This window comes from Paraburkholderia sp. CNPSo 3281 (genome assembly GCF_024206515.1).
GTDB classification, from domain to species: Bacteria; Pseudomonadota; Gammaproteobacteria; order Burkholderiales; family Burkholderiaceae; genus Paraburkholderia; species Paraburkholderia nodosa.
The window spans coordinates 45,426-64,565 of sequence record NZ_JAMBPS010000012.1 but is presented as its reverse complement, the minus strand read 5'-3'; the positions used below and the strand labels follow the sequence as shown (position 1 = coordinate 64,565).

17 protein-coding genes are annotated in these 19,140 nt (G+C 65.8%); 1 reads left to right on the top strand and 16 read right to left on the bottom strand.

The features are described from left to right. Positions 1-8: 8 nt before the first annotated feature. The 10 genes from M3I56_RS15175 to M3I56_RS15130 form a co-directional block, all read right to left on the bottom strand. A complete protein-coding gene (locus tag M3I56_RS15175; RefSeq protein WP_254354669.1) occupies positions 9-629 on the bottom strand; it encodes a DAK2 domain-containing protein in 621 nt (206 codons plus the stop codon). Further along, a complete protein-coding gene (locus M3I56_RS15170; protein ID WP_254354668.1) occupies positions 626-1,654 on the bottom strand; it encodes a dihydroxyacetone kinase subunit DhaK in 1,029 nt (342 codons plus the stop codon). The genes M3I56_RS15175 and M3I56_RS15170 overlap by 4 nt, the downstream gene beginning before the upstream one ends. Positions 1,655-1,712: 58 nt before the next feature. Then, positions 1,713-2,717 carry an ABC transporter permease gene (locus tag M3I56_RS15165; protein ID WP_254354667.1) on the bottom strand — a complete coding sequence of 335 codons (1,005 nt, stop codon included), beginning with the start codon at positions 2,715-2,717 and terminating at the stop codon, positions 1,713-1,715. Continuing rightward, positions 2,714-4,252, bottom strand: coding sequence for a sugar ABC transporter ATP-binding protein (locus M3I56_RS15160; protein ID WP_309249159.1), 1,539 nt, complete (start codon positions 4,250-4,252; stop codon positions 2,714-2,716). Before M3I56_RS15160 ends, M3I56_RS15165 begins: the two co-directional genes overlap by 4 nt. Before the next feature lie 82 nt (positions 4,253-4,334). Beyond that, positions 4,335-5,450 carry a sugar ABC transporter substrate-binding protein gene (locus M3I56_RS15155; protein ID WP_254354665.1) on the bottom strand — a complete coding sequence of 372 codons (1,116 nt, stop codon included), beginning with the start codon at positions 5,448-5,450 and terminating at the stop codon, positions 4,335-4,337. A gap of 137 nt (positions 5,451-5,587) precedes the next feature. After that, positions 5,588-6,223: a class II aldolase/adducin family protein gene (locus tag M3I56_RS15150; protein WP_309249158.1), complete on the bottom strand. Its 636-nt coding sequence runs from the start codon at positions 6,221-6,223 to the stop codon at positions 5,588-5,590. A gap of 71 nt (positions 6,224-6,294) precedes the next feature. Beyond that, positions 6,295-7,371, bottom strand: coding sequence for an S-methyl-5-thioribose-1-phosphate isomerase (gene mtnA, locus M3I56_RS15145; protein WP_254354664.1), 1,077 nt, complete (start codon positions 7,369-7,371; stop codon positions 6,295-6,297). Between the two features lie 60 nt (positions 7,372-7,431). Continuing rightward, positions 7,432-8,691, bottom strand: a complete 1,260-nt coding sequence (gene mtnK, locus M3I56_RS15140; RefSeq protein ID WP_254354663.1) for an S-methyl-5-thioribose kinase — start codon at positions 8,689-8,691, stop codon at positions 7,432-7,434. 36 nt (positions 8,692-8,727) lie between these two features. Further along, positions 8,728-9,417, bottom strand: a complete 690-nt coding sequence (locus M3I56_RS15135; protein WP_254354662.1) for a GntR family transcriptional regulator — start codon at positions 9,415-9,417, stop codon at positions 8,728-8,730. Positions 9,418-9,568: 151 nt separating this feature from the next. Continuing rightward, positions 9,569-10,249 carry a MarC family protein gene (locus M3I56_RS15130; RefSeq protein WP_254354660.1) on the bottom strand — a complete coding sequence of 227 codons (681 nt, stop codon included), beginning with the start codon at positions 10,247-10,249 and terminating at the stop codon, positions 9,569-9,571. A gap of 182 nt (positions 10,250-10,431) precedes the next feature. Here M3I56_RS15130 and M3I56_RS15125 point away from each other — a divergent pair, with 182 nt between their 5' ends. Further along, the gene (locus M3I56_RS15125; RefSeq protein ID WP_254354658.1) at positions 10,432-11,535 is read left to right on the top strand and encodes a serine hydrolase; all 1,104 of its coding nucleotides are present in this window, start codon (positions 10,432-10,434) and stop codon (positions 11,533-11,535) included. Between the two features lie 20 nt (positions 11,536-11,555). Here the strand turns inward: M3I56_RS15125 and M3I56_RS15120 are convergent, their stop codons facing one another. The 6 genes from M3I56_RS15120 to M3I56_RS15095 form a co-directional block, all read right to left on the bottom strand. Further along, entirely contained in the window at positions 11,556-12,173 is a 618-nt protein-coding gene (locus tag M3I56_RS15120; protein ID WP_254354656.1) for a histidine phosphatase family protein, read from the bottom strand. 178 nt (positions 12,174-12,351) lie between these two features. Further along, on the bottom strand, positions 12,352-13,467 hold the full coding sequence (locus M3I56_RS15115; RefSeq protein ID WP_375541729.1) for a porin: 1,116 nt from the start codon (positions 13,465-13,467) through the stop codon (positions 12,352-12,354). Between the two features lie 117 nt (positions 13,468-13,584). After that, complete coding sequence (locus tag M3I56_RS15110; protein ID WP_254354652.1) at positions 13,585-14,868, bottom strand: MFS transporter; 1,284 nt, start codon at positions 14,866-14,868, stop codon at positions 13,585-13,587. An 89-nt stretch (positions 14,869-14,957) separates the two neighbouring features. Then, positions 14,958-16,613: a GMC family oxidoreductase gene (locus tag M3I56_RS15105; protein ID WP_254354650.1), complete on the bottom strand. Its 1,656-nt coding sequence runs from the start codon at positions 16,611-16,613 to the stop codon at positions 14,958-14,960. Then, positions 16,610-18,040 carry an aldehyde dehydrogenase family protein gene (locus M3I56_RS15100; protein ID WP_254354649.1) on the bottom strand — a complete coding sequence of 477 codons (1,431 nt, stop codon included), beginning with the start codon at positions 18,038-18,040 and terminating at the stop codon, positions 16,610-16,612. Before M3I56_RS15100 ends, M3I56_RS15105 begins: the two co-directional genes overlap by 4 nt. A 48-nt stretch (positions 18,041-18,088) precedes the next feature. Next, positions 18,089-18,985: a TauD/TfdA family dioxygenase gene (locus M3I56_RS15095; RefSeq protein WP_254354648.1), complete on the bottom strand. Its 897-nt coding sequence runs from the start codon at positions 18,983-18,985 to the stop codon at positions 18,089-18,091. Positions 18,986-19,140 lie beyond the last annotated feature (155 nt).

The window sequence follows — 19,140 nt, the reverse complement described above, 5'->3', positions numbered from 1 at the left end:
GGCGAAACTCACCCTCGCCAGGCTTGAAGAAACCTGAGCCACGCCGTCGCGCCAGGATCGGCGTGACCGATACTGCGTTCCTGCACCCAGGCCGCGCGCCCTTTCTTCGACTGCAACGCGGCCGTGGCGCGCACCTGTCGCTGCGCCGTGTCGATCATCGCGTCGAGAAGCGCGCGCTCGTCGACGCCTGATTCGAACGCTTCGATCGTATCGAGGCTCGGCACGAGTGCATCGAGCACCGTCTTGTCGCCGAGCTGCGATTTGCCCCGCTCGGCTATGCGCGCGGCCACGGCGCGCCCCATGGCGAGCGCTTCGGCCCGGCCCGCAACGTGGCTGCCCACCACGGTCTTCGCCGCGGCGAGCAGCCCGCCGCCCACGAGCGCGCCGAACGTCGAAGGGTTCGCCGTCGAAAACGCCTTGCCCGTAGCGTTCAGCACGTCGCCCAGCGCGGCGTCGGGCGGCAGCTTCGCGATGGCATCGGCTGCCGCGAGCGAGCCTGCCTTCACGGTCACGCCCAGGTCGCCGTCGCCGAGCGCGGCGTCGAGCTCGCGCAGTTCTTCCGCGCTGGCAGGCATCGCATTCAACGCGCCGATGAGCCGCGCTCTTACTTCGCTTACGGAAAGACTCATCGCGCACCTCCCTCGTCCACGCGCCATCCTTCGCGCCAGAACGGCGAGCGCACCGGCGCGTCGAGCAGCGTGTCGAGTTCGTCGTCGAGTTGCATCACGGAGATGGAAGCGCCCGCCATTTCGAGGCTCGTCACGTACTCGCCCACATAGGCGCGTGCCACGCGCAGTCCGGCAGCGGCAACGGCCTGCGCGGCGCGCCGGTACAGCAGATACAGTTCTTCGAGCGGCGTCGCGCCGAGTCCGTTGACGAGCAGCGCCACGCTCGATCCCGCGTTGGCCTGCAAATCGCCCAGGATCGCGCCCGCAAGCCGTTCGGCGATGGCATCCGCGCTCTCCAGCTTGCCGCGGTGCGTGCCCGGCTCGCCATGAATGCCGATGCCGATCTCCATCTCGCCATCGGGCAGCGTGAAGGTGGGCTTGCCTGCCGCCGGCAGGATCGTCGGCGAAAGGCCCACGCCCATCGTGCGCGTCGCGCCGTTTGCCTTCGCGGCAATGCGCGCGACGTCGTCGAGCGTGTCGCCGCGTTCGGCCGCCGCGCCCGCGCACTTGAAACCGAACACCATGCCCGCCACGCCGCGGCGATCCGAGGCCTGCTCGGGCGGTGCGGAAGCGACATCGTCGGCGACGAGCACGGTGCGGGTCTCGATGCCGTCGGCGTCGGCCAGGTCCGCGGCGAGGTCGAAGTTGAAGACGTCGCCGCCGTAGTTGCCGTACAGGTAGAGCACGCCCGCGCCGCCGTGCACCGCCTTGGCGGCCTCGTAGATCTGCTCCGACGATGGCGACGAAAACACGTTGCCCACCGCCACGCCGCTCGCGAGCCCCTTGCCCACGTAGCCGAGAAAGCCCGGCAGGTGCCCGGAGCCGCCGCCCGTCACGATGCCGACCTTGCCCGCGTTCGGCGCGTCGGCGCGCACCAGCGCGCGGCGGTCGGCAGTGACCGGCTTGAGCCAGCCCGGATGGGCGAGCAGCAAGGCGTCGATCATCTCGTCGACAAAATGATCAGGATGATTAATGATCTTTTTCACGTGTCGCGTCTCCAGTAATGGGTGGTCTTCGCACCACCGCTCACGTTGACTTCTCCGTTCAAAGCTTGCGCCGTTGGCTCAGCGCGTCGAGCAAAACGGCCGCGAGAATCACGCCGCCCTGGATGAACTGCGTCCAGAACGGATTGACGCCCAGCAGCGAGAGCCCGACATTGATCACGCCGATCAGCACCACGCCAATGAAAGTGCCGACGATCGAGCCGCGGCCGCCCGCGAGCGAGGTGCCGCCAATCACAACGCCTGCGATCACCTGCAGCTCCAGCCCGTTGGCCGCGGATGGTAACGCCGAATTGAGCCGCCCCGCGAGGACGATGCCCGCAATGGCAGCGGTCACGCCCGCGAACATGTAGGTGAGAAAGATCACGCGGCTCACCGGAATGCCCGCGAGCCGCGCCGCTTCCTTGTTGCCGCCCACGGCGAACACCTGGTGCCCGAACTCGGTCTTGCGCAGCAATACGTGGCCAATGACGAATACGGTCAGCATCACGAGCATCGGCGCGGGCAGGCCCGCAAACGTCTTCGCGCCGAACGCGCTAAACACGGTGGGAAAGTCGAATTTCGTACGCCCGTCCGAAATCGCGAGCGTGAGGCCGCGCCCCATCGCCATCATCGCGAGCGTGACGATGAACGGCACGAGTCGCAGCCACGCAATACCGAAGCCGTTGAGCGCGCCCACCGCCGCGCCGGTGACGAGCGCAATGGCGAGCCCCGCCACGCCGAGCCCGACTGCGTCCGGGCTTGCGCCGGCCATGACGGTCGCGGCCACCATGCCGCTCAGCGCGACGAGCGAGCCCACCGAAAGGTCGATGCCCGACGTGATGATCACGAACGTGCCGCCCACTGCCGCGATGCCGACCACGGACACCTGCACCATGATGTTGGTGAGCGTGCTCGTGGTGAGAAATTCGGGCGACGCCAGCGAGAGCGCGACACAGATCAGCACCAGCGCCGCAATGAGCGGCCCGAGGCCGCTGCGCAGCTGGCGCAGTACGCGCTGTTGCAGGGTTGGCGTTTCTTCACGCGGTCGAACCGTGGTAGACGTCATGCTGCAACTCCGGTGGTAGCCCATTGAATGATCGTCTCCGAGCTGGCGTGCTCGCGCGCGACTTCGCCGACGATGCTGCCGCGATACATCACGAGCACGCGGTCCGACATGCCGAGCAGTTCGGGCAGTTCGGAGCTCACGAGCACGACGGCTGCACCCGCGCGCGCCATCGCGACGATATGCGCATAGATCTCAGTCTTCGCGCCGACGTCGATGCCGCGCGTGGGCTCGTCGAGCAGGATCACGGCCGGCGAGGTCGCGCTCGCGCGCCCGAGAATCACCTTCTGCTGATTGCCGCCCGAAAGATTGCCGGTGAGCGACGTGACCGAAGGCGCGCGCACCGCGAAGCGCTCGACCGCCTCGCGCGCGAGCCGGCGCTTTCTCGCCGCGCTCACGAAGCCGCCGCGCACCAGCGCCCGCAAGCTCGAAAGCGCGACATTCTCTTCGATGCTTGCGTCGAGCACGAGCCCTTCGAGCTTGCGGTCCTCTGCGGTGTAGACAATGCCCGCGCGCGTGCCTTGCGCGGGCGAGCGCAGCGCGAGCCTGCGCCCGCGCAGCCGCAGTTCGCCGCCGGTGAGCGGCAGCGCGCCGCAAAGCGTCTTCAGAAGCTCGGTGCGCCCCGCGCCCGCGATGCCGCCAATACCCACGATCTCGCCCGCGCGAATGCCGAAGCTCGCGTCGCGCAGCACGGGCGCGCTCGCCACGTTGTGCGCTTCCAGCACGACGTCGCCATAAGGCCGCGCCTCCCACGGATAGAACGAGTCGAGATTGCGCGCGACCATCGCCTGCACGAGCGCCGGTTCGTTCCATTCAGACATGGGCCGCGCGCCGACCGTTGCGCCGTCGCGCATCACCACGGCCGAATCGGCCAGTTCGAACACCTCTTCGAGATGGTGCGAAATGAAGATGATGCCCATGCCCGCCGCACGCAGTCGCCGCACGACGGCGTAGAGATGCTCGATGTCGTGATGCTGGAGTGCGGCCGTGGGCTCGTCCATCACGAGAATGCGGGCGTCGCGCGCGAGCGCCTTGGCGACCTCCACGAGCTGGCGTTTGTTGAGCGGCAGATCGCCCAGGCGCATGGCGGGCGGCACGCCTTCCAGCCCGACCTGGGCCAGCGCCTCGCGCGCCATGGCGTTGGCGCTGCGATGATCGACGAGGCCATAGCGCCGCGGCATGCGGCCGAGAAAGAGGTTTTCGGCCACCGTCATGTCGTTGACGAGCGAAAGCTCCTGATAGATCACGGCCACGCCCGCGTCGATCGCGGCCTGGGTCCCGCGCGCGAGGCGTACGCCGTCGATCTCGATCGTGCCTTCGTCCGGCTCGTAAGCCCCGGAGAGCGTCTTGATGAGCGACGACTTGCCCGCGCCATTTTCGCCGACGATCGCCATCACGTGCCCCGCATGCAGTTCGAGGCTCACGCCGCGCAGCGCCTTCACGCCGGGAAAGCTCTTGACGATGCCGCTCATGCGCAACAGCGGCGGCGCGCCTGTCCTGCCGCCCGCGCTGGTGTTCTCCTGCTGCGATACGTCCATTGCGGAACCTGATTCGCGTTTCATCCGTTCATCCCGGGCGCCGGCGCACGCGTCGCGCGCGGCCGGCGCTTAAGACCGCCCGTTACTGCTTGACTTCGAGAGCCCACAGACCGTATTGCTTCGCGGCGTCCGAATCGATGTTCGACTTGTCGATCAGATAGGTCGGCCACGCGTAGTTCGCGGGCACGTCCTTCTTCGCCTCGTAGTCGGTGATGAACGTCATCGCCTTCGCGGACATGCCGATCGGGTTCTGCGAGATCGTCGCGTCCTGCTTGCCCGCGCGGATCGCCGACAGCGCCTGCGCCGTGCCGTCCGCGCCGATCACCATGATGTGGCCGGGGTCGCCGAGCGGCTTGTAGCGGCCCGCATTGTCGATGGCTTTTTCCGCGCCCACCGTGTTGTCGTCGTTGGCGCCGAATACCGCGTCGATCTGCGGATACTTCTGCAGAATGCTCGTCATCGCGTTGAGCGACTTCTCCTGGTCGAAGCCTCCTTCCTGGCGCGCGACGACCTTGATGTCGGGATACTTCGCGATCTCTTCCGAGAAGCCCTTCTCGCGATCCGTCGCCGCCGTGGTGCCGATAAGGCCGATCAAATCGACCACGTTGCCCTTCGGCGAGCCATAACGCTTGCTCAACTGATCGGCGATCCACTTCGCGCCGGTGGCGCCAAGCGCTACGTTGTCCGAAGCGACGAACGAGGTCACCTTGCCGCCGTCCGAACCCCGGTCGAGCATGAAGACCGGCACGTTCATCGAATTGGCCTTCTCGACGGCCGGAATGATCGCCTTCGAATCAATCGGATTGAGCACGATCGCCTGCACGCCCTGGCTCAGCAGATTGAGCGTGTCGTTGACCTGCTGCTGCGCGTCGCCGTTGGCGTTCGTTTGCGCGAGATCGAAGCCCTGCTTATCCGCGCCGCGCTCCACACCATTCTTCAGGCCGACGAAGAACGCGTTATTGAGCGTGGCGATCGAGAAACCAACCTTGATCTTCGTGACTGCCGGCGCCGCCGCTGCGGCCTGCGCCGGTGCGCTCGCGGCGGCGGCGTCGGACGCAGCCGCGGTAGTTGAAGGCGACTCGCTCTTCGAGCAGCCTGCCAGCATTGCCGCGGCGGCGAACATCGTCACGCCGGCCGCGGCTCCCATGCGCGCGCTGCGCGCCACCCATCTGTCGAACCCTGCTGAACTCCACGCCATCACCGTCTCCTGTCTTTGATCTGCTGGTTTTTGACTGACCTGCGAACCGCCAACCGACTGCGTAATCGTTTGTACCGCGTATCTACCGCGTGTGTTTTGCATTGCAACGACTGCCTGGACGCGCGAGCGAGTGCGTATTACTTGCGCGGGCCGTAGCCCTTGAACTTCTCGATGACTTCCGCCATTTGCGCGTCGGAAAGCAGCGGCGGCTCGCCGAGCTGGCAGGCCAGCAAATACTGCTTTGCGAGCACCTCCACTTCGTTCGCCAGCCACAACGCCCGTGCAAGATCGCGCCCCAGCGCAATAACGCCGTGATGCGCGAGCAGGCACGCGAGCCGCTCGTGCAACGCTTCGAGCGCGTGATCGGAGAGCGCCTGGCTGCCGAAGGTCGCATACGGCGCGCAGCGAATCGAATTGCCGCCCGCCGCGGCCACCATGTAGTGGTGCGCGGGTATGCCGCGGCCGTGAATCGCGAGCGCCGTCGCGGCTTGCGAATGCGTGTGGACCACGGCGTTCACGTCGGCGCGCGCGCGCAGGATGTCGCGATGAAAACGCCACTCTGACGACGGCCGGTGCGCTTCGAAGAGCGGATCGTCGTCGCGCACGTCGAGCGGCATCCAGACGATGCCCTCGCGCGTGAGCGCGGCGCTCGGCACGCCGCTCGGGGTAATCAGGAGTCCGTCATGCCAGCGCGCGCTCACGTTGCCCGACGTGCCCTGATTGATGCCGAGACGCTCCATCTCGCGCGCGGTATCGACGATCTGCTGGCGCACTTCGGTTTCCGCACGCGTGTCGCGCGCACGTTCCGCCGTCTCGCCCGCACGACGGCCTTCGCTCGCGCCGCTCACGCTGCCGCTCCGGTCGCGAAAAGCGCGGCAAGACCCGCCTCGAACGGCGCGCGCACGATGCCCCGCTCCGTCACGATGCCGGTCACGAGCGCATGGGGCGTCACATCGAACGCGGGGTTGCGCACCTGTATGCCCTCGGGCGCGGTGCGTTGTCCTGCGAGATGTGTCACCTCCGCCGCGCCGCGCTCCTCGATCACGATGTCCGCGCCGCTGGCGGTGCGCAGATCCAGCGTGGACGAAGGACACGCCACATAAAAGGGAATGCCAAAATGCTTCGCGGCGATCGCCACGCCGAGCGTGCCGATCTTGTTCGCGACGTCGCCGTTCGCGGCCACGCGATCCGTGCCGACGATCACGAGATCGATGAGACCCTGGGCCATCAGGGTCGGCGCCATGCTGTCGGTGATCAGCGTGATGTCGAGGCCCGCCTGCTGCAGTTCGTAAGCGGTGAGCCGCGCGCCTTGCAGGAGCGGCCGAGTCTCGTCTGCATAGACACGAAACGCCACGCCCTCGCGGTGCGCGCAATAGAGCGGCGCGGTCGCCGTGCCGATGCCGGCCGTGGCGAGCGCACCGGCATTGCAGTGCGTGAGCACGCCGCTGCCGGGCGCGATCAGGGCACGTCCGGCTTCACCAATCCGTGCGCACAGCTCGATATCCTCTTGATGAATACGCTTCGCCTCGGCAACGAGCGCTTCATACAGCGCGGCGCCTGTCGCGTCGGACTGCGCGCGTGCGTGTGAGAGCATTCGCTCCAGCGCCCAGCGCAAATTGACCGCGGTGGGCCGCGCGCTGTCCAGATACGCAGCGTGCGCTTCAAGACGCGCGAGGAACGCATCGCGCGAATCTGCCCGCTCGTGCCGCATCGCCACACACAGGCCATAGGCGGCCGCAACGCCGATCGCGGGTGCGCCGCGAACGCGCAGCTCGTGGATCGCGCGCCAGACGGCCTCGACACTGTCCACGGCTTCGACCACGCATTCGCGCGGCAAACGCGTCTGGTCGAGCAGATAAAGGGTGCCGTCGCGCCACTCGATGGTGGGCGGAAGACTCGATTGCTGCGCCTGCAACGTCATAAGCTCTCCGTCGATGCCGGTTGTCCGGGCTCTGCCGCTCATGCGGCAGTCTGTATTCACTTACGCAGGTTCGGTGAGCACCTGTGCGGCCAACGCGGTGACCGCCTCGATCGACGCCAGCTCGCGGCGCCGTACCAGCAGCCCTTCGGCGAGCTTCAGGCAGCGCACTTCCACGCGCGCGCGCACCGCGTCGTCCTTGATGCTCGTAATCTCCGCCACCTTCGCCATGCCGACGATGCGGCGGATCATCTTGCAGCCCGCAAAGCCGAGCGTATCGGCGAAGAGGCGTTTGATGAAATCGTCGCGGAAAGCGTCCGCAGCGCGCGTACCCGCCGGACCGCCAATATAGGCGTGGCCGGTTTCGCGCTCGTGCAGCCGCCAGATCTGCCCGAACTTCTGCGCGAAGGCGTTCCACACGGCCTCCACCTGCTCGAGCAGCCAGCCCTGATAGGCTGCTGGATCGCGTCCCGCCTCGCGGTCGTGCCAGTCGCGCGCGTAACAGGCGAGCAGCAGGTTCGCAATGAACGCGCCCGCGTCGAAGCCCATCGGCCCGTAGAACGCGAACTCGGGGTCGATCACATACGTCTCATGCTCGTTCGCCATGATCGAGCCCGTATGCAGATCGCCGTGCACGAGCGTTTCCGCATGGTTCATGAAGGCCCACTTCATCTCGCCTGCCGCACGCCGCAGCGGTTCGTGCGTGCGCAGCCGTTCGATTGCAGCCGCAGGCAGCGCGGGGCTATAGACGTTCGAAGGATGATCTTCGAACGGAAACGTGAAGACGAGTTCCTCGGTAATTCTGCACAGTTCCGTGTTGATGTCGCCGCCGACGGCCGCTTTCTTGGCATCCGGCGCAAGATAGAGATCGGAGCCAAGAAAGAGCGTGCGGGCCAGAAACGTGGAAATGTGATCGGCGAGCCGCGGATACACGATGCCGTCTATCAGCCCTCCGCGCAGCACGCGATGCGAATCGAGCCGCTGCATCACCATCAGGAACTTCTCGCTATCCGCGTGAAAGACGCTCGGCACGTGCTCGGGACACAGCGCGCCGAAGCGGCGCAACGCCGCCACTTCGCGCTCCATGCGCTCGCGCGGCAAGGGCCACGCTTCGCCGACCAGCCGCAGGTACGGCGGCGCCTGCTTCACCACGACGCTCAGGCGCGGGTCGCGCGTGCTGCTCACGAAGTAGACGTAGTTCAGATTGCCATCGCCCACTTCGACGACCTGTAATTCCCTGTCGTCGCCGAGCCTTGCGCAAACGGCCGGAATGCCCAGCAGATAGGCGGTCAATTCGGCAGAGCTGAAAGCTTCGAAGTGCATACGTTCTTCCTGTCCGGAAATGGGCCGCTGGCCCGCCTAACGTCGCTTGCGCACGAGATCGAACTTGAAAATGCTGGCGTTGTAATAGTCGTTGCTGTAGCAGACCGCGCGGCCGGTCTCGTCGAAATCCACTTCGTCGATCAGCAGGAACATGCCGATGCTCTCCTGTAGTTCCGGCAAATCCCGCGGCGTGAGAACGGTTGGCTGGATCGAACTATGGGTGTGGGAGAGCCGAACGCCCGCCCGCTCCAGCGTGCCGAACAGCGACTCGCCCAGTTCCTGCCCTTCGAGCAGTGCCTTGGGCACGATGTCGATGCAGTAAGCGGCGATCGCATCGTCGGCACGCCGCACGCGCTCGAACCGCGCGCAGGGTTCGCCCTCGGCGAGGCCGAGCTTGTGCGCGAGACTGCCCGAAGCCGCGATCGTCTTCACCTGCAAGCGGCTCGTGGAAGGCACCGCACCGACACTGCGTATCATGTCCGTCACAGACATCAGATCATCCAGCCCGCCTTGCAGCTTGAGCGTGATTTGTCTGACGAAGGTCCCCTTGCCGTGCACACGTGTGAGGAGACCATGGGAAATCATCTGCGCGACCGCCTCCCGCAGGCTCGAGCGGCCCACGCCCAACAGTTCGCAAAGCTCGGGCTCCGGGGGGATTTGATCGCCCGGCTTGAACGAGTGCTCGCGGATCATTTCCAGCAGCGAATCCTGGATTCGCTCGCACATCGATTGATCGACGCTCAGGCGCATGTCTTCCGCAAGATTGCGTGGGTTGGCTATGTTGGGCTCCAATCTACATCAGACGTCTGATGTTATGGGCTCGTGGTTTTCCCTTTCATGCGCCGCAACATAATGAGGGCTGCGGCGGCGCGCCGTGCTATTTGACGCTCACCGAAAGCGGCACCGACTCGAGCAGATCTTCGATCCCGAGCCACAAGATCTGCAGACCGATGCACAGCAGCACAAAGGCGAGCAGACGCATGAGCACTTCCGTCCCGACCGGTCCGAGCCGCTTGCCGACGTGCCCCGCGAAACGCACACAGAGATAGATGCAGCCGCAAAGAACGATCAGGGCGAGCAGCACGCCGACGACATTGACGAGTTGCACATGACCGCGCGGCCGGCCAGTGCCAAGCGCAATCGCGACCGCAATCGACCCCGGTCCAACGGTGACCGGCAGCGTGAGCGGATAGAACGCCGTGGCACGCAGCGTCGCCTGGCGCGCCGAGTCCGGCGGCGCCTGCGATTGTGCCGCCTCCGAGCCATCGGGCGATTTGTGCAGCAGATTCCAGCCGGCGAACGCGATGACCAGCCCGCCCGCAACCCGCAACACCGGTATCGATATGCCAAAGAACGAGAGCACATACGCGCCCATCAGCAGCGCCCCGAGCAGAATGAACAGGCTGTTGATGGCGATGATCCGCGCGAGAAATGCGCGTTCGCCGGCGGTCGCATGCGGCAGCATGCTCAGCACGATGAACCCGGCCGCAGGCGGATTGAGCACCGGGAAGAGTCCGGCGAAGACGAGCAGGAAGGTGTCGGAGAGTTGGTTGAGCATCTCTGTTCCCCGTTGGCATCACGGAGTATACAGACCCGCTCGCCGCCCGTTCAATACGACGATGGTCCGATTGAATGACGATTATGGAACCGGAATGGAACTTCATGGGCCGATGCGGCTCGAACAATGCCGCGAAATCTCGACGCGCGCCGCGCAGACCCAACGTTCAAGCTCATCTGTCGATGCCCCTTGCTTCCCGACTTCGATTGCTGCGCAGCCTGCTCGCCCTGATCGTCGCGGGCCTCGCGGCCGGCGCGGCGCCGGTCGGCGCCCATGCAGCCGCTCATCACACCGTGGCCGAAAAAACCGTCCACGCCACGCCAAAAAAGAAAACGAGAGTCGCGCACAAAACGAAACCCGCGCATCGTTCGATGCCTGCCGACGCGCCCTCCACCAGACTCTCCGGGCCGAAGCGCCGCACCAAACGCGCGAAGCCCAGACACGGCCCGCCGCCGGCGCCGCATCACGCCGCGCACGCGAGCGCCAGCAACGCGCACGCCCCTCGCCTGCTCGCCCGCTGCGGCTTTACGCCGGCATCGCGCAAGCAGCTCTTTTCGCATGCGATCTACGTCGTCGACGAAAACACCCACACGCCGCTCTACGCGCGCCATGCCGACACGGTGGCGCCCATTGCCTCGGTGTCGAAGCTCATGACGGCCATCGTCTGGCTCGATAGTGCGCATGCGCCAATTCAACAGCGGCTCTCCGTCACGGCCGCCGATCTCGACACGCTCAAGTTCACGCATTCGCGCCTCGGCGTGGGAGCGTCGCTCACGCGCGCGACCATGCTGCACGTTGCGCTGATGTCCTCGGAAAATCGTGCGGCTTCGGCGCTCAGCCGCGACTATCCGGGCGGGCGGCCTGCATTCGTCGCGGCAATGAACGCGAAGGCGCAGCGTCTTGGCATGGCGCACACGCATTTCGTCAATGCGACGGGACTCTCGCCACAGAACGTCTCAACCGCGCGCGAACTGGCGAGCCTCGTGCGCGCAGCCAATGGCTATCCGCTCATTCGCCGCTATTCGATCGATCACCAGGAACGCGTGACCACTGGCCACGGGCAGTTGCAGTATGTGAACAGCAATCGGCTGGTGCGCTACGGGCAGGTGCGCGCGAGCGTGCAAAAAACCGGCTTCATCAACGAGTCCGGCCACAATATGGTGATGCGCGTGATGGTGCACGGCCGGCGGCCCGTGATCGTCACCCTCCTAGGGAGCGCCACGCCCGAGGGTTCTCGCCTGGACGGCGTGCGTATCGCGCACTGGCTGTCGTGCTCCTTGCGCTGAACGAGCGCGTCAGGGCGTCTTCACATCAGCGCCCTGCGCTCTCCGAGCGCATTCCAGCGGCGGATGGCGCGGCTTTCGTGGTCGAAGCCAAGAATGCTGACCGAAGCCGTGTCGAGATACAGATGCTCGCCGAGCGCCGCCGAACCGGAAGCCCAGCAGCCCCCCAATGCGCGCAGGAAATGCGCGTGCGAAAAGAGCGCCACGCGGCCCCGCATCGCCAGCAGCCCCTCGATCACCGCCGCGGCGCGCGCCTGAACCCGAGCGAGATCCTCGCCATGCGCGATGGGCGAATGCCACACGCTCCAGTCGGGTTCGGTCTTACGGATATCCGCTGTCTTGAGGCCTTCGTAAATCCCGTAGTCCCACTCGTGCAAATCGGCCGAAATCGTCATCTCGTCGCCGAGGCCCGCGAGCTGGCACGTCTCGATGGCACGCGCCATCGGGCTGCAAAGCACCGCGTCGAAGTGCTGTGCGGCGAGCGACGGCGCCAGCGAGCGCGCCTGCTCGCGTCCGTGACCTGTGAGCGCGATATCGGTGCGACCGGTGTGCTGCCCGGAAAGGCTCCATTCCGTTTCACCATGACGGATCAACCAGACTTCGCGCAGTCCGGAGGACACACTGGCAGGATTGGCAGACATCGGGAGCTCCACGTTCGTGCCCCGCGCGGGACACACGGGATGCCAGCAGCATACCTGTTTTGAGGTCGTTTCGCCGTGCCGCTACCCTCTTGTTGCACATGGCAAAATGAAGGCATATCGAAAGCGACGAGGCTGTCATGCCGCGCCACCATCTATTTGCACTCCGTAGTAATGTGCTTCAGAAAAGATGCGAGATGCCGAGCACCGCAAGCGTTTGCGAAGAATGCGGGGCTGTGACGGAAATGCCGGGCCAGCTCATCGTCGCCTGGCCGTGGTTCTTCAGATAGCCCGCGCGTGCGTAAAGGCTCGTGCGCTTCGATATCTGGCGATCGTAGCCAAGCTCAATGCCGAGTGTTTCGTCGTTGACGCCGTGAATGTTGCGCTGAATACCGGCGATCTGGATCGCGTCGAACGAAGTGGCCTGAATCGTCGCGCCAACCTCCGTCACGTTATACGCATGCGCGGTGCCGAGCGCAGCCGCGAGCGAATGCGCGGGCGGTGTTTTCGGGCTCGCATACGAATAGTTCGCCTGCAGGTTGACAATGCCGATACGGTAGGCGAGCGCCGCCGTGTAGTGCTCCGTGCCCACGAGCGTGAGGGCGGACGGCAGGCCCGGCACGGTTTCCGTGCCTGCATGTTCGTTCATGTAGGCCAGGCCGACGAAGAGGCCATAGCCGGTGTAGGTCGCGGAAACGTCGAGAATATTGCCCGTGGTCGCCGGCACCGGCTGCGTGACGGTCGCAGCGAAGCCATACATGGCGTTGAGCTGAAACCCGGCCAGTTTCGGCGAGACATACAGGATCGAGTTGCTCGTGCGGCCCGCGGCGTATTGCGCGGAAAGCGTGTTGCGATCGGTCGCGAGCACGGCGGCCGAAAGCGGCGAAAGCACCTCGTTGGCGCGAAACGGATCGCTCGGATAGACGGCCCGGAAGCTCGGCTGGTACTGCCTGCCGAACGTGAGCGCGCCGTAGTCGCCGTGCGCCACCCCTACCCACGCCTGGCGATAGAACAAGGCGGTCGTGTCCGCAAAACCCGCGCCATTGTTGATGTTGTAGCCGTTTTCGAGCACGAAATTAGCCTTGAATCCGTTGCCCAGGTCTTCGGACCCCTTAAGGCCGAACATCGAGCCCGTCGAACCGCCGCTGCGCTGCGAAACAGACGCGGTGCCGCCGTTGTTCAGGTACTGAAAGAACGTGTCGGCCACGCCGTAGAGCGTCACGCTCGTCTGGGCGCAAGCTGCGCTCGCGGCCATTGCGAACGTCGCGCCCATCACACCCTGGCTAATCAGCTTCAAACGCATGCATGTCTCCTCTTGTGTTGTCGGTATCCGATCGTTGGCGGAATGGATCGCACTGCGAATTACTAAAAAAACCGGCCCAAAAATCTTCCGGTTGAATCGGGTACGCGAACCTCAGCGCGCCCCACGGCCCTCCTTTGCCGGCTGCAGCCACAGAAAGCCCGCCACGCCCGCTACGGCGAGCAGCACGCCCATCGCGCCGAAACCCGCTTCGTAGCCGCGTGGGCCCGCAGTCGAATCGACGAGATGTCCCATGAGCGCCGGCGCGAACAAACCGGCTGTCGTCGCGAGCGCATGAACGCTTGAGAGCATGGCCGCGCGGTTCGCTCCCGGCACCACTTCGGCCACGAGTTGCGGCCCGAACGTGAACGCCTGAGTGGCGAATGCGCAGGCCAAGCCCACCAGCGCCACCTTCGCGAGCGGCGGCCACGCTGCAAACGAGACGCACAGCAAGATGCCGCCGACCGTGCAGCAGGCGCTCACGAGCACGCCTCGCGCGATGCGCGTCGAGACGTTGCGCCTAAGCAGCACGTGCGAGAGCGTGGCCAGCGCGAACCCGACCGGCACCTGCAAAAGCACCTGGAGACCGAACAGCCACCCAGCGCGAGCGGGGGGCAAGCCCAGCCCGAGGCGGAAATACACGGGCATCCACGTGATGCCGCAGGCGACGACTGCATAGCCCGCGAACGACTGTAGCAAGACGGTCAGCACCGTGGCGCTGCCGAAGTACGGGCGCAGCACACGCCAGCAGGGGGTGACGGCGCGCGGGGCGGCCCCCGCCCGTACGCGCACACCGTGCTCCCCCACAAGACGCAGCGCGAGCCATAGCGCTACCCACGCCACGCCAGCTACGCCGAGTGCGAGGAACGTGGCACGCCAGTGCCAGCGCTGCTCGACGAACGTCAGCGCGGGACCGGCCAGCACGAGCCCCGCCGTCGCGCCGAGCTGCACGATCAGCGTGGGCAGGCTGCGCCGCCGGTCGTCGAAGGCCTCATAGGTCACGTGCATCGCGAGCGGCAACGCGGGGCCCTCGCCCGCGCCCAGCACGATGCGGCACATCACGAGCGTCGCGAAGCTGGCTGGCCAGATCATCGGCAACTGTGCGGCCACCCAGACGAGCGCAAGCCCGGCGAGCAGCCACGTGGGATCGAGGCGGTCCGCGATCGAGCCCACGCCGATGGCCGACACGGCGAACAGCACAAAAAACGCGCTGCCGACGATGCCAAGCTGCGCTGGGCTCAATCCCATGTCCCGCATCAGCGGCACCGCGACCAGCCCGACCACGGCTTTGTCCGCGAAATTAAGCGCCATGAACAGAAACAGCGCGGCGACCGTGGCCCAGCCGTTGCGTGCACGCACAGCGTGCGTCGCGGCCACGGGTTGTTCGATCTGAAGCATGAGTCTTGACCTCGGTTTCTAACGCGACGTGTTTCGATTCGTTATCCGAATCAACTGAAAGCAACCGAAAATGTAATAGCGGGCGTCGTCTAAATGTTGGCGTGCATCAGGTCCGCCGCCTTTTCCGCGATCATGATTGCGGCGGCATTGGTGTTTCCGCCCACGAGCGTAGGCATGACCGACGCGTCCACGACGCGCAATCCCGTCACCCCTCGCACGCGCAACTGCGGATCGACGACCGATTGCGCGTCGGCGCCCATGCGGCAGGTGCCCACGGGGTGATACACCGTGTCGGCGTTGCGACGCACGAACGCGCGAATCGCCTCGTCTCCCTCCGCCTCCCGCGCGATGTCACCCGTGAACAATTCGCGGCCGCCATAGCGCGCGAGCGCGTCCTGTGCGAAGATCCGGCGCACCAGCTGCACGCCCGCGACCATGCCTTCCATGTCGCGTTCGTCGCCGAGAAAACGCGGATCGATCGACGGTGCATCGTGCATGTGAGGCGAGCGCAACGTCACCTCGCCGCGGCTGTATGGCCGCAGTACGCATGCGTGGCACGAATAGCCGTGCCCGCGCGGCGGCTTGCCTTCGCCTCGGTTGCCAAGCATCGCGGGCACGAAATGCAGTTGCAGGTCGGGTGCGGCGAGGCCCGGCGCACTTCGCACGAATGCGCCCGCCTCCGCGAGGTTCGACGTGACCATGCCGGTGCGCTCGCGCCGGTAGCGGTGAATTTCGCGGGCGAGCCGCATCAGGCCCGGCACGGAGCGCCCGAACAGCTCGGTCGATGCGACCTGCTTGTTCACGATGATGTCCAGATGGTCCTGCAGATTCTGGCCGACCTGTGGCGCGTCATACACGACCTCGATGCCGAATGCGTGCAGATGCGCAGCCGGTCCGATGCCCGAGGCCATGAGCAGCTGCGGGGAATGAAACGTTCCGGCGCTCACCACGATCTCGCGGCGCACTCGCACGGCTTGCACAACGCCGTCACGCCATATCTCGACCGCCGCGGCGCGCGCGCCTTCGAACACGATGCGCTGCGCCCGTGCCCCGGTCAGCACCGTGAGCCATTCGCGGCCGCCATTGTGCGCCGTGTCGCCGCGATACCCGCCGTGCAGATAAGCGCGCGCCGTGTTCCAGCGTTCGCCGTCGCGTTGCGTGACCTGATAGAGGCCAACGCCCTCCTGGTCCACGCCATTGAAGTCGGGGTTCACCTTCAAGCCCGCCTGCAATGCCGCTGCGATGAAATGCTGCGAGAACGGATTGGGCGAGCGCAATTCGCTCACGTGCAACGGGCCACGCGAACCGTGAAAGGGATCGTCGTCACGGCCGGCGCAACGCTCGTTAGACTCGCTGCGGCGGAAATACCGCAGCACGTCTTCGTAGCTCCAGCCCGTGCAGCCCGCGTTCGCCCACGCGTCGAAGTCCAGGCGATGACCGCGAATGTAGACCATGCCGTTGATCGACGAACTGCCGCCGAGACCCCGCCCTCGCGGCTGATACGAACGGCGGCCGACCAGGCCGGCTTGCGGCTCGGTATGAAACGCGTAGTTGCGGGGCCCCTCGCGCGGCACCGTCGCCGCGATACCGAGCGGCGCCCACACCGTGTAGTGGTGATCGCTCGGACCGGCTTCGATGAGCGCGACGCTCGCGCTCGCGGTTTCGCCAAGACGCGCGGCAATCGCGCAACCCGCCGACCCCGCGCCGATCACGACGTAGTCGAATTCCTGTGCGGTTTGGCTCATGCCGTGCAACCCGTAATCTGCTTGTATTCGAGAAACTCCGCGAGACCATATGCGCCGTGCTCCCGCCCATTGCCGGACGCCTTCATGCCGCCGAACGGCGCGGCAAGATCCATCTTCGCGCCGTTGATCTGCACGCTGCCCGCGCGAAGTCGTGCCGCCACGCGCCGAACGCGCGCCGCGTCGCCGGACCACAAGTAGGCGGCGAGTCCATACGGCGTGTCGTTCGCGATAGCGACGGCCTCTTCCTCCGTATCGAACGGAAGGATCGCGAGCACCGGACCGAAGATTTCTTCACGCGCGATCGTCATGTCGTTGCGCACGTCGGCGAACACGGTTGGCCGCGCGAAGAAGCCGCGTGACAAGTGCGCGGGCCTCCCCTCGCCGCCGGCCACGAGACGCGCGCCCTCGTCAATGCCGATCGCGATCATCCGCTGCACTTTTTCATACTGGGCACGATTGGAAATCGGGCCGAGGATCGTGTCCGCCGCGGCCGGATCGCCGACCTGTAGCGCGTTGACCGTCGCGCAGGCGACTTCGATGGCCGCATCGTACTGGCTGCGTTGTACGAGCAGGCGCGTGGGCGCGATACAGGTTTGCCCCGAATTCAGCATGCAGGCCAGCACGCTCGCCTTCACCGCGGTTGCCAGATCGGCGTCTTCGAAGATGAGGCTGGGCGACTTGCCGCCCAACTCCTGCGCCACGCGCTTGACCGTGCCCGCCGCGCTTGAGGCGACTTGCGCCCCCGCTCGCGTCGAGCCCGTGATCGACACCATGTCGATGTCGGGATGGCTGGCGAGTGCCGCGCCCACCGTCGCTCCGTCGCCGTAGACCAGGTTGAATACGCCGGGCGGCACGCCTGCCTCGTCGAGTACCTCTGCGAACAGACGCGCGTCGAGCGGCGCGATCTCCGAAGGCTTGAGCACTACCGTGCAGCCCGCCGCGAGCGCCGGCGCGACCTTCGCCGCGATCTGGTTGAGCGGCCAGTTCCACGGCGTGATGAGCGCGACGACGCCCACGGCTTCGCGCACGATCTCGGTCGTGCCGCGCCGTTCGCTGAATTCGAACGATTCCAGTGCGGCGCGCACACTCTGCAGCTGCGCGAGGCCCACGCGCGCCTGCAGCTCGTGGCTCAACTTGATCGGTGCGCCGATTTCCGTGCTCACCGCACGCGCGAGTTCGTCATAGCGCGCGGTATAGCGCTCGACGATGCGCGTAAGCAGCGCCACGCGGCTCGCAACACGTGTGGCCGACCACGCGGGCCACGCGGCGCGGGCCGCGGCGACGGCGCGCTCGACATCGGCGTGCGTGCCGAGGAGCACGGTACCCGCCACCGCCTCCGTGACAGGGCAAACCATCTCATGAATATTCGCGCCTGGCGCGGGCGCGACCCACTGCCCGCCAATGTAGTACTGGTCGATCTTGTGCACGGCTAACGGTTCCTGTCGATTGGGATGCGCAGTGACACGCGCGATACGTCAGAACGGCCTGTCGCCGATGATCGTTGCGCGCATCATGCGCCGCACGGCCGGGAAATAGTCCTGAATCGCGTAGTGCTGGGTTGAGCGGTTGTCCCAGAACGCGATGGTGTTGGGCGCCCAGCGCAGCCGAACCTGGTACTCTGGCACGGCGGCCTGGCGAAACAGATATTGGAGCAGCTCGAGTTCGCCGTAGCGGTAGTCGAAGCCCACGCGAAACGTGCCTTTGCTCAGATAATTCGCAAGATGGGTCGTGAAGCCCTCGTTCACGTACAGGATTTTTTCGCCGCTTTCGGGATGCGTGCGGACCACGGGGTGCGTAACGGCGGGAAATTTCACGCGATTTGCTGCGCGCTCTTCGGCCGACATGCGCGAGCCGAACGACGGCATGATGTCATGAACGGCTTCGAGGTCGGCGAGTTGCTCCCTCACGGCTTGAGGCAGATCAGCATAGGCCTTCGCCATGTTCACCCAGATCGTGTCGCCGCCGCTGCGGGGGCATTCCACGCAACGCAGCATCGACGCCATCGAAGGAGTTTCGCGCCAGGAGACATCCGAGTGATAGATGTTCTCGCGCGCCTTCGAGGCCTGCGTGCCGCCCAGCAGGACAAGTTCGGGATGATCGGCGTGATGCGGAAAAACGGGATGCACTTCGAGCTGGCCAAACCGGCATGCAAGCGCCACATGCTGCGCGGGCGTGATGTCCTGGTCGCGGAAGAACAGCACCTTGTGCTGCACCAGCGCGGCGCGCAGCGCGGCGACGGTGGCGTCGTCCAGCGTTTCGCGCAGGTCGATACCGCTGACTTCCGCGCCGATGGCGGGCGAAACAGGGTCCATCGTAAAGTGGGCGTGCGCAGGGGTCCGGCTCGCCTCGGGCGTGGCGATCGCGTTCGTCATGTCTTGTCTCCGTTATTGGGCGCCGGTGGGATCGGCGCTGTCTGATCGGTGTTAACTTAAGGTGGACACAAATTGCTGTCGTGGTCCTAAAGCAGGAAACGGCAGGAAGCGTTGGTGTGTTGCGCGGTGCTTCGAACGGAGCAAGGGTTTGCCCC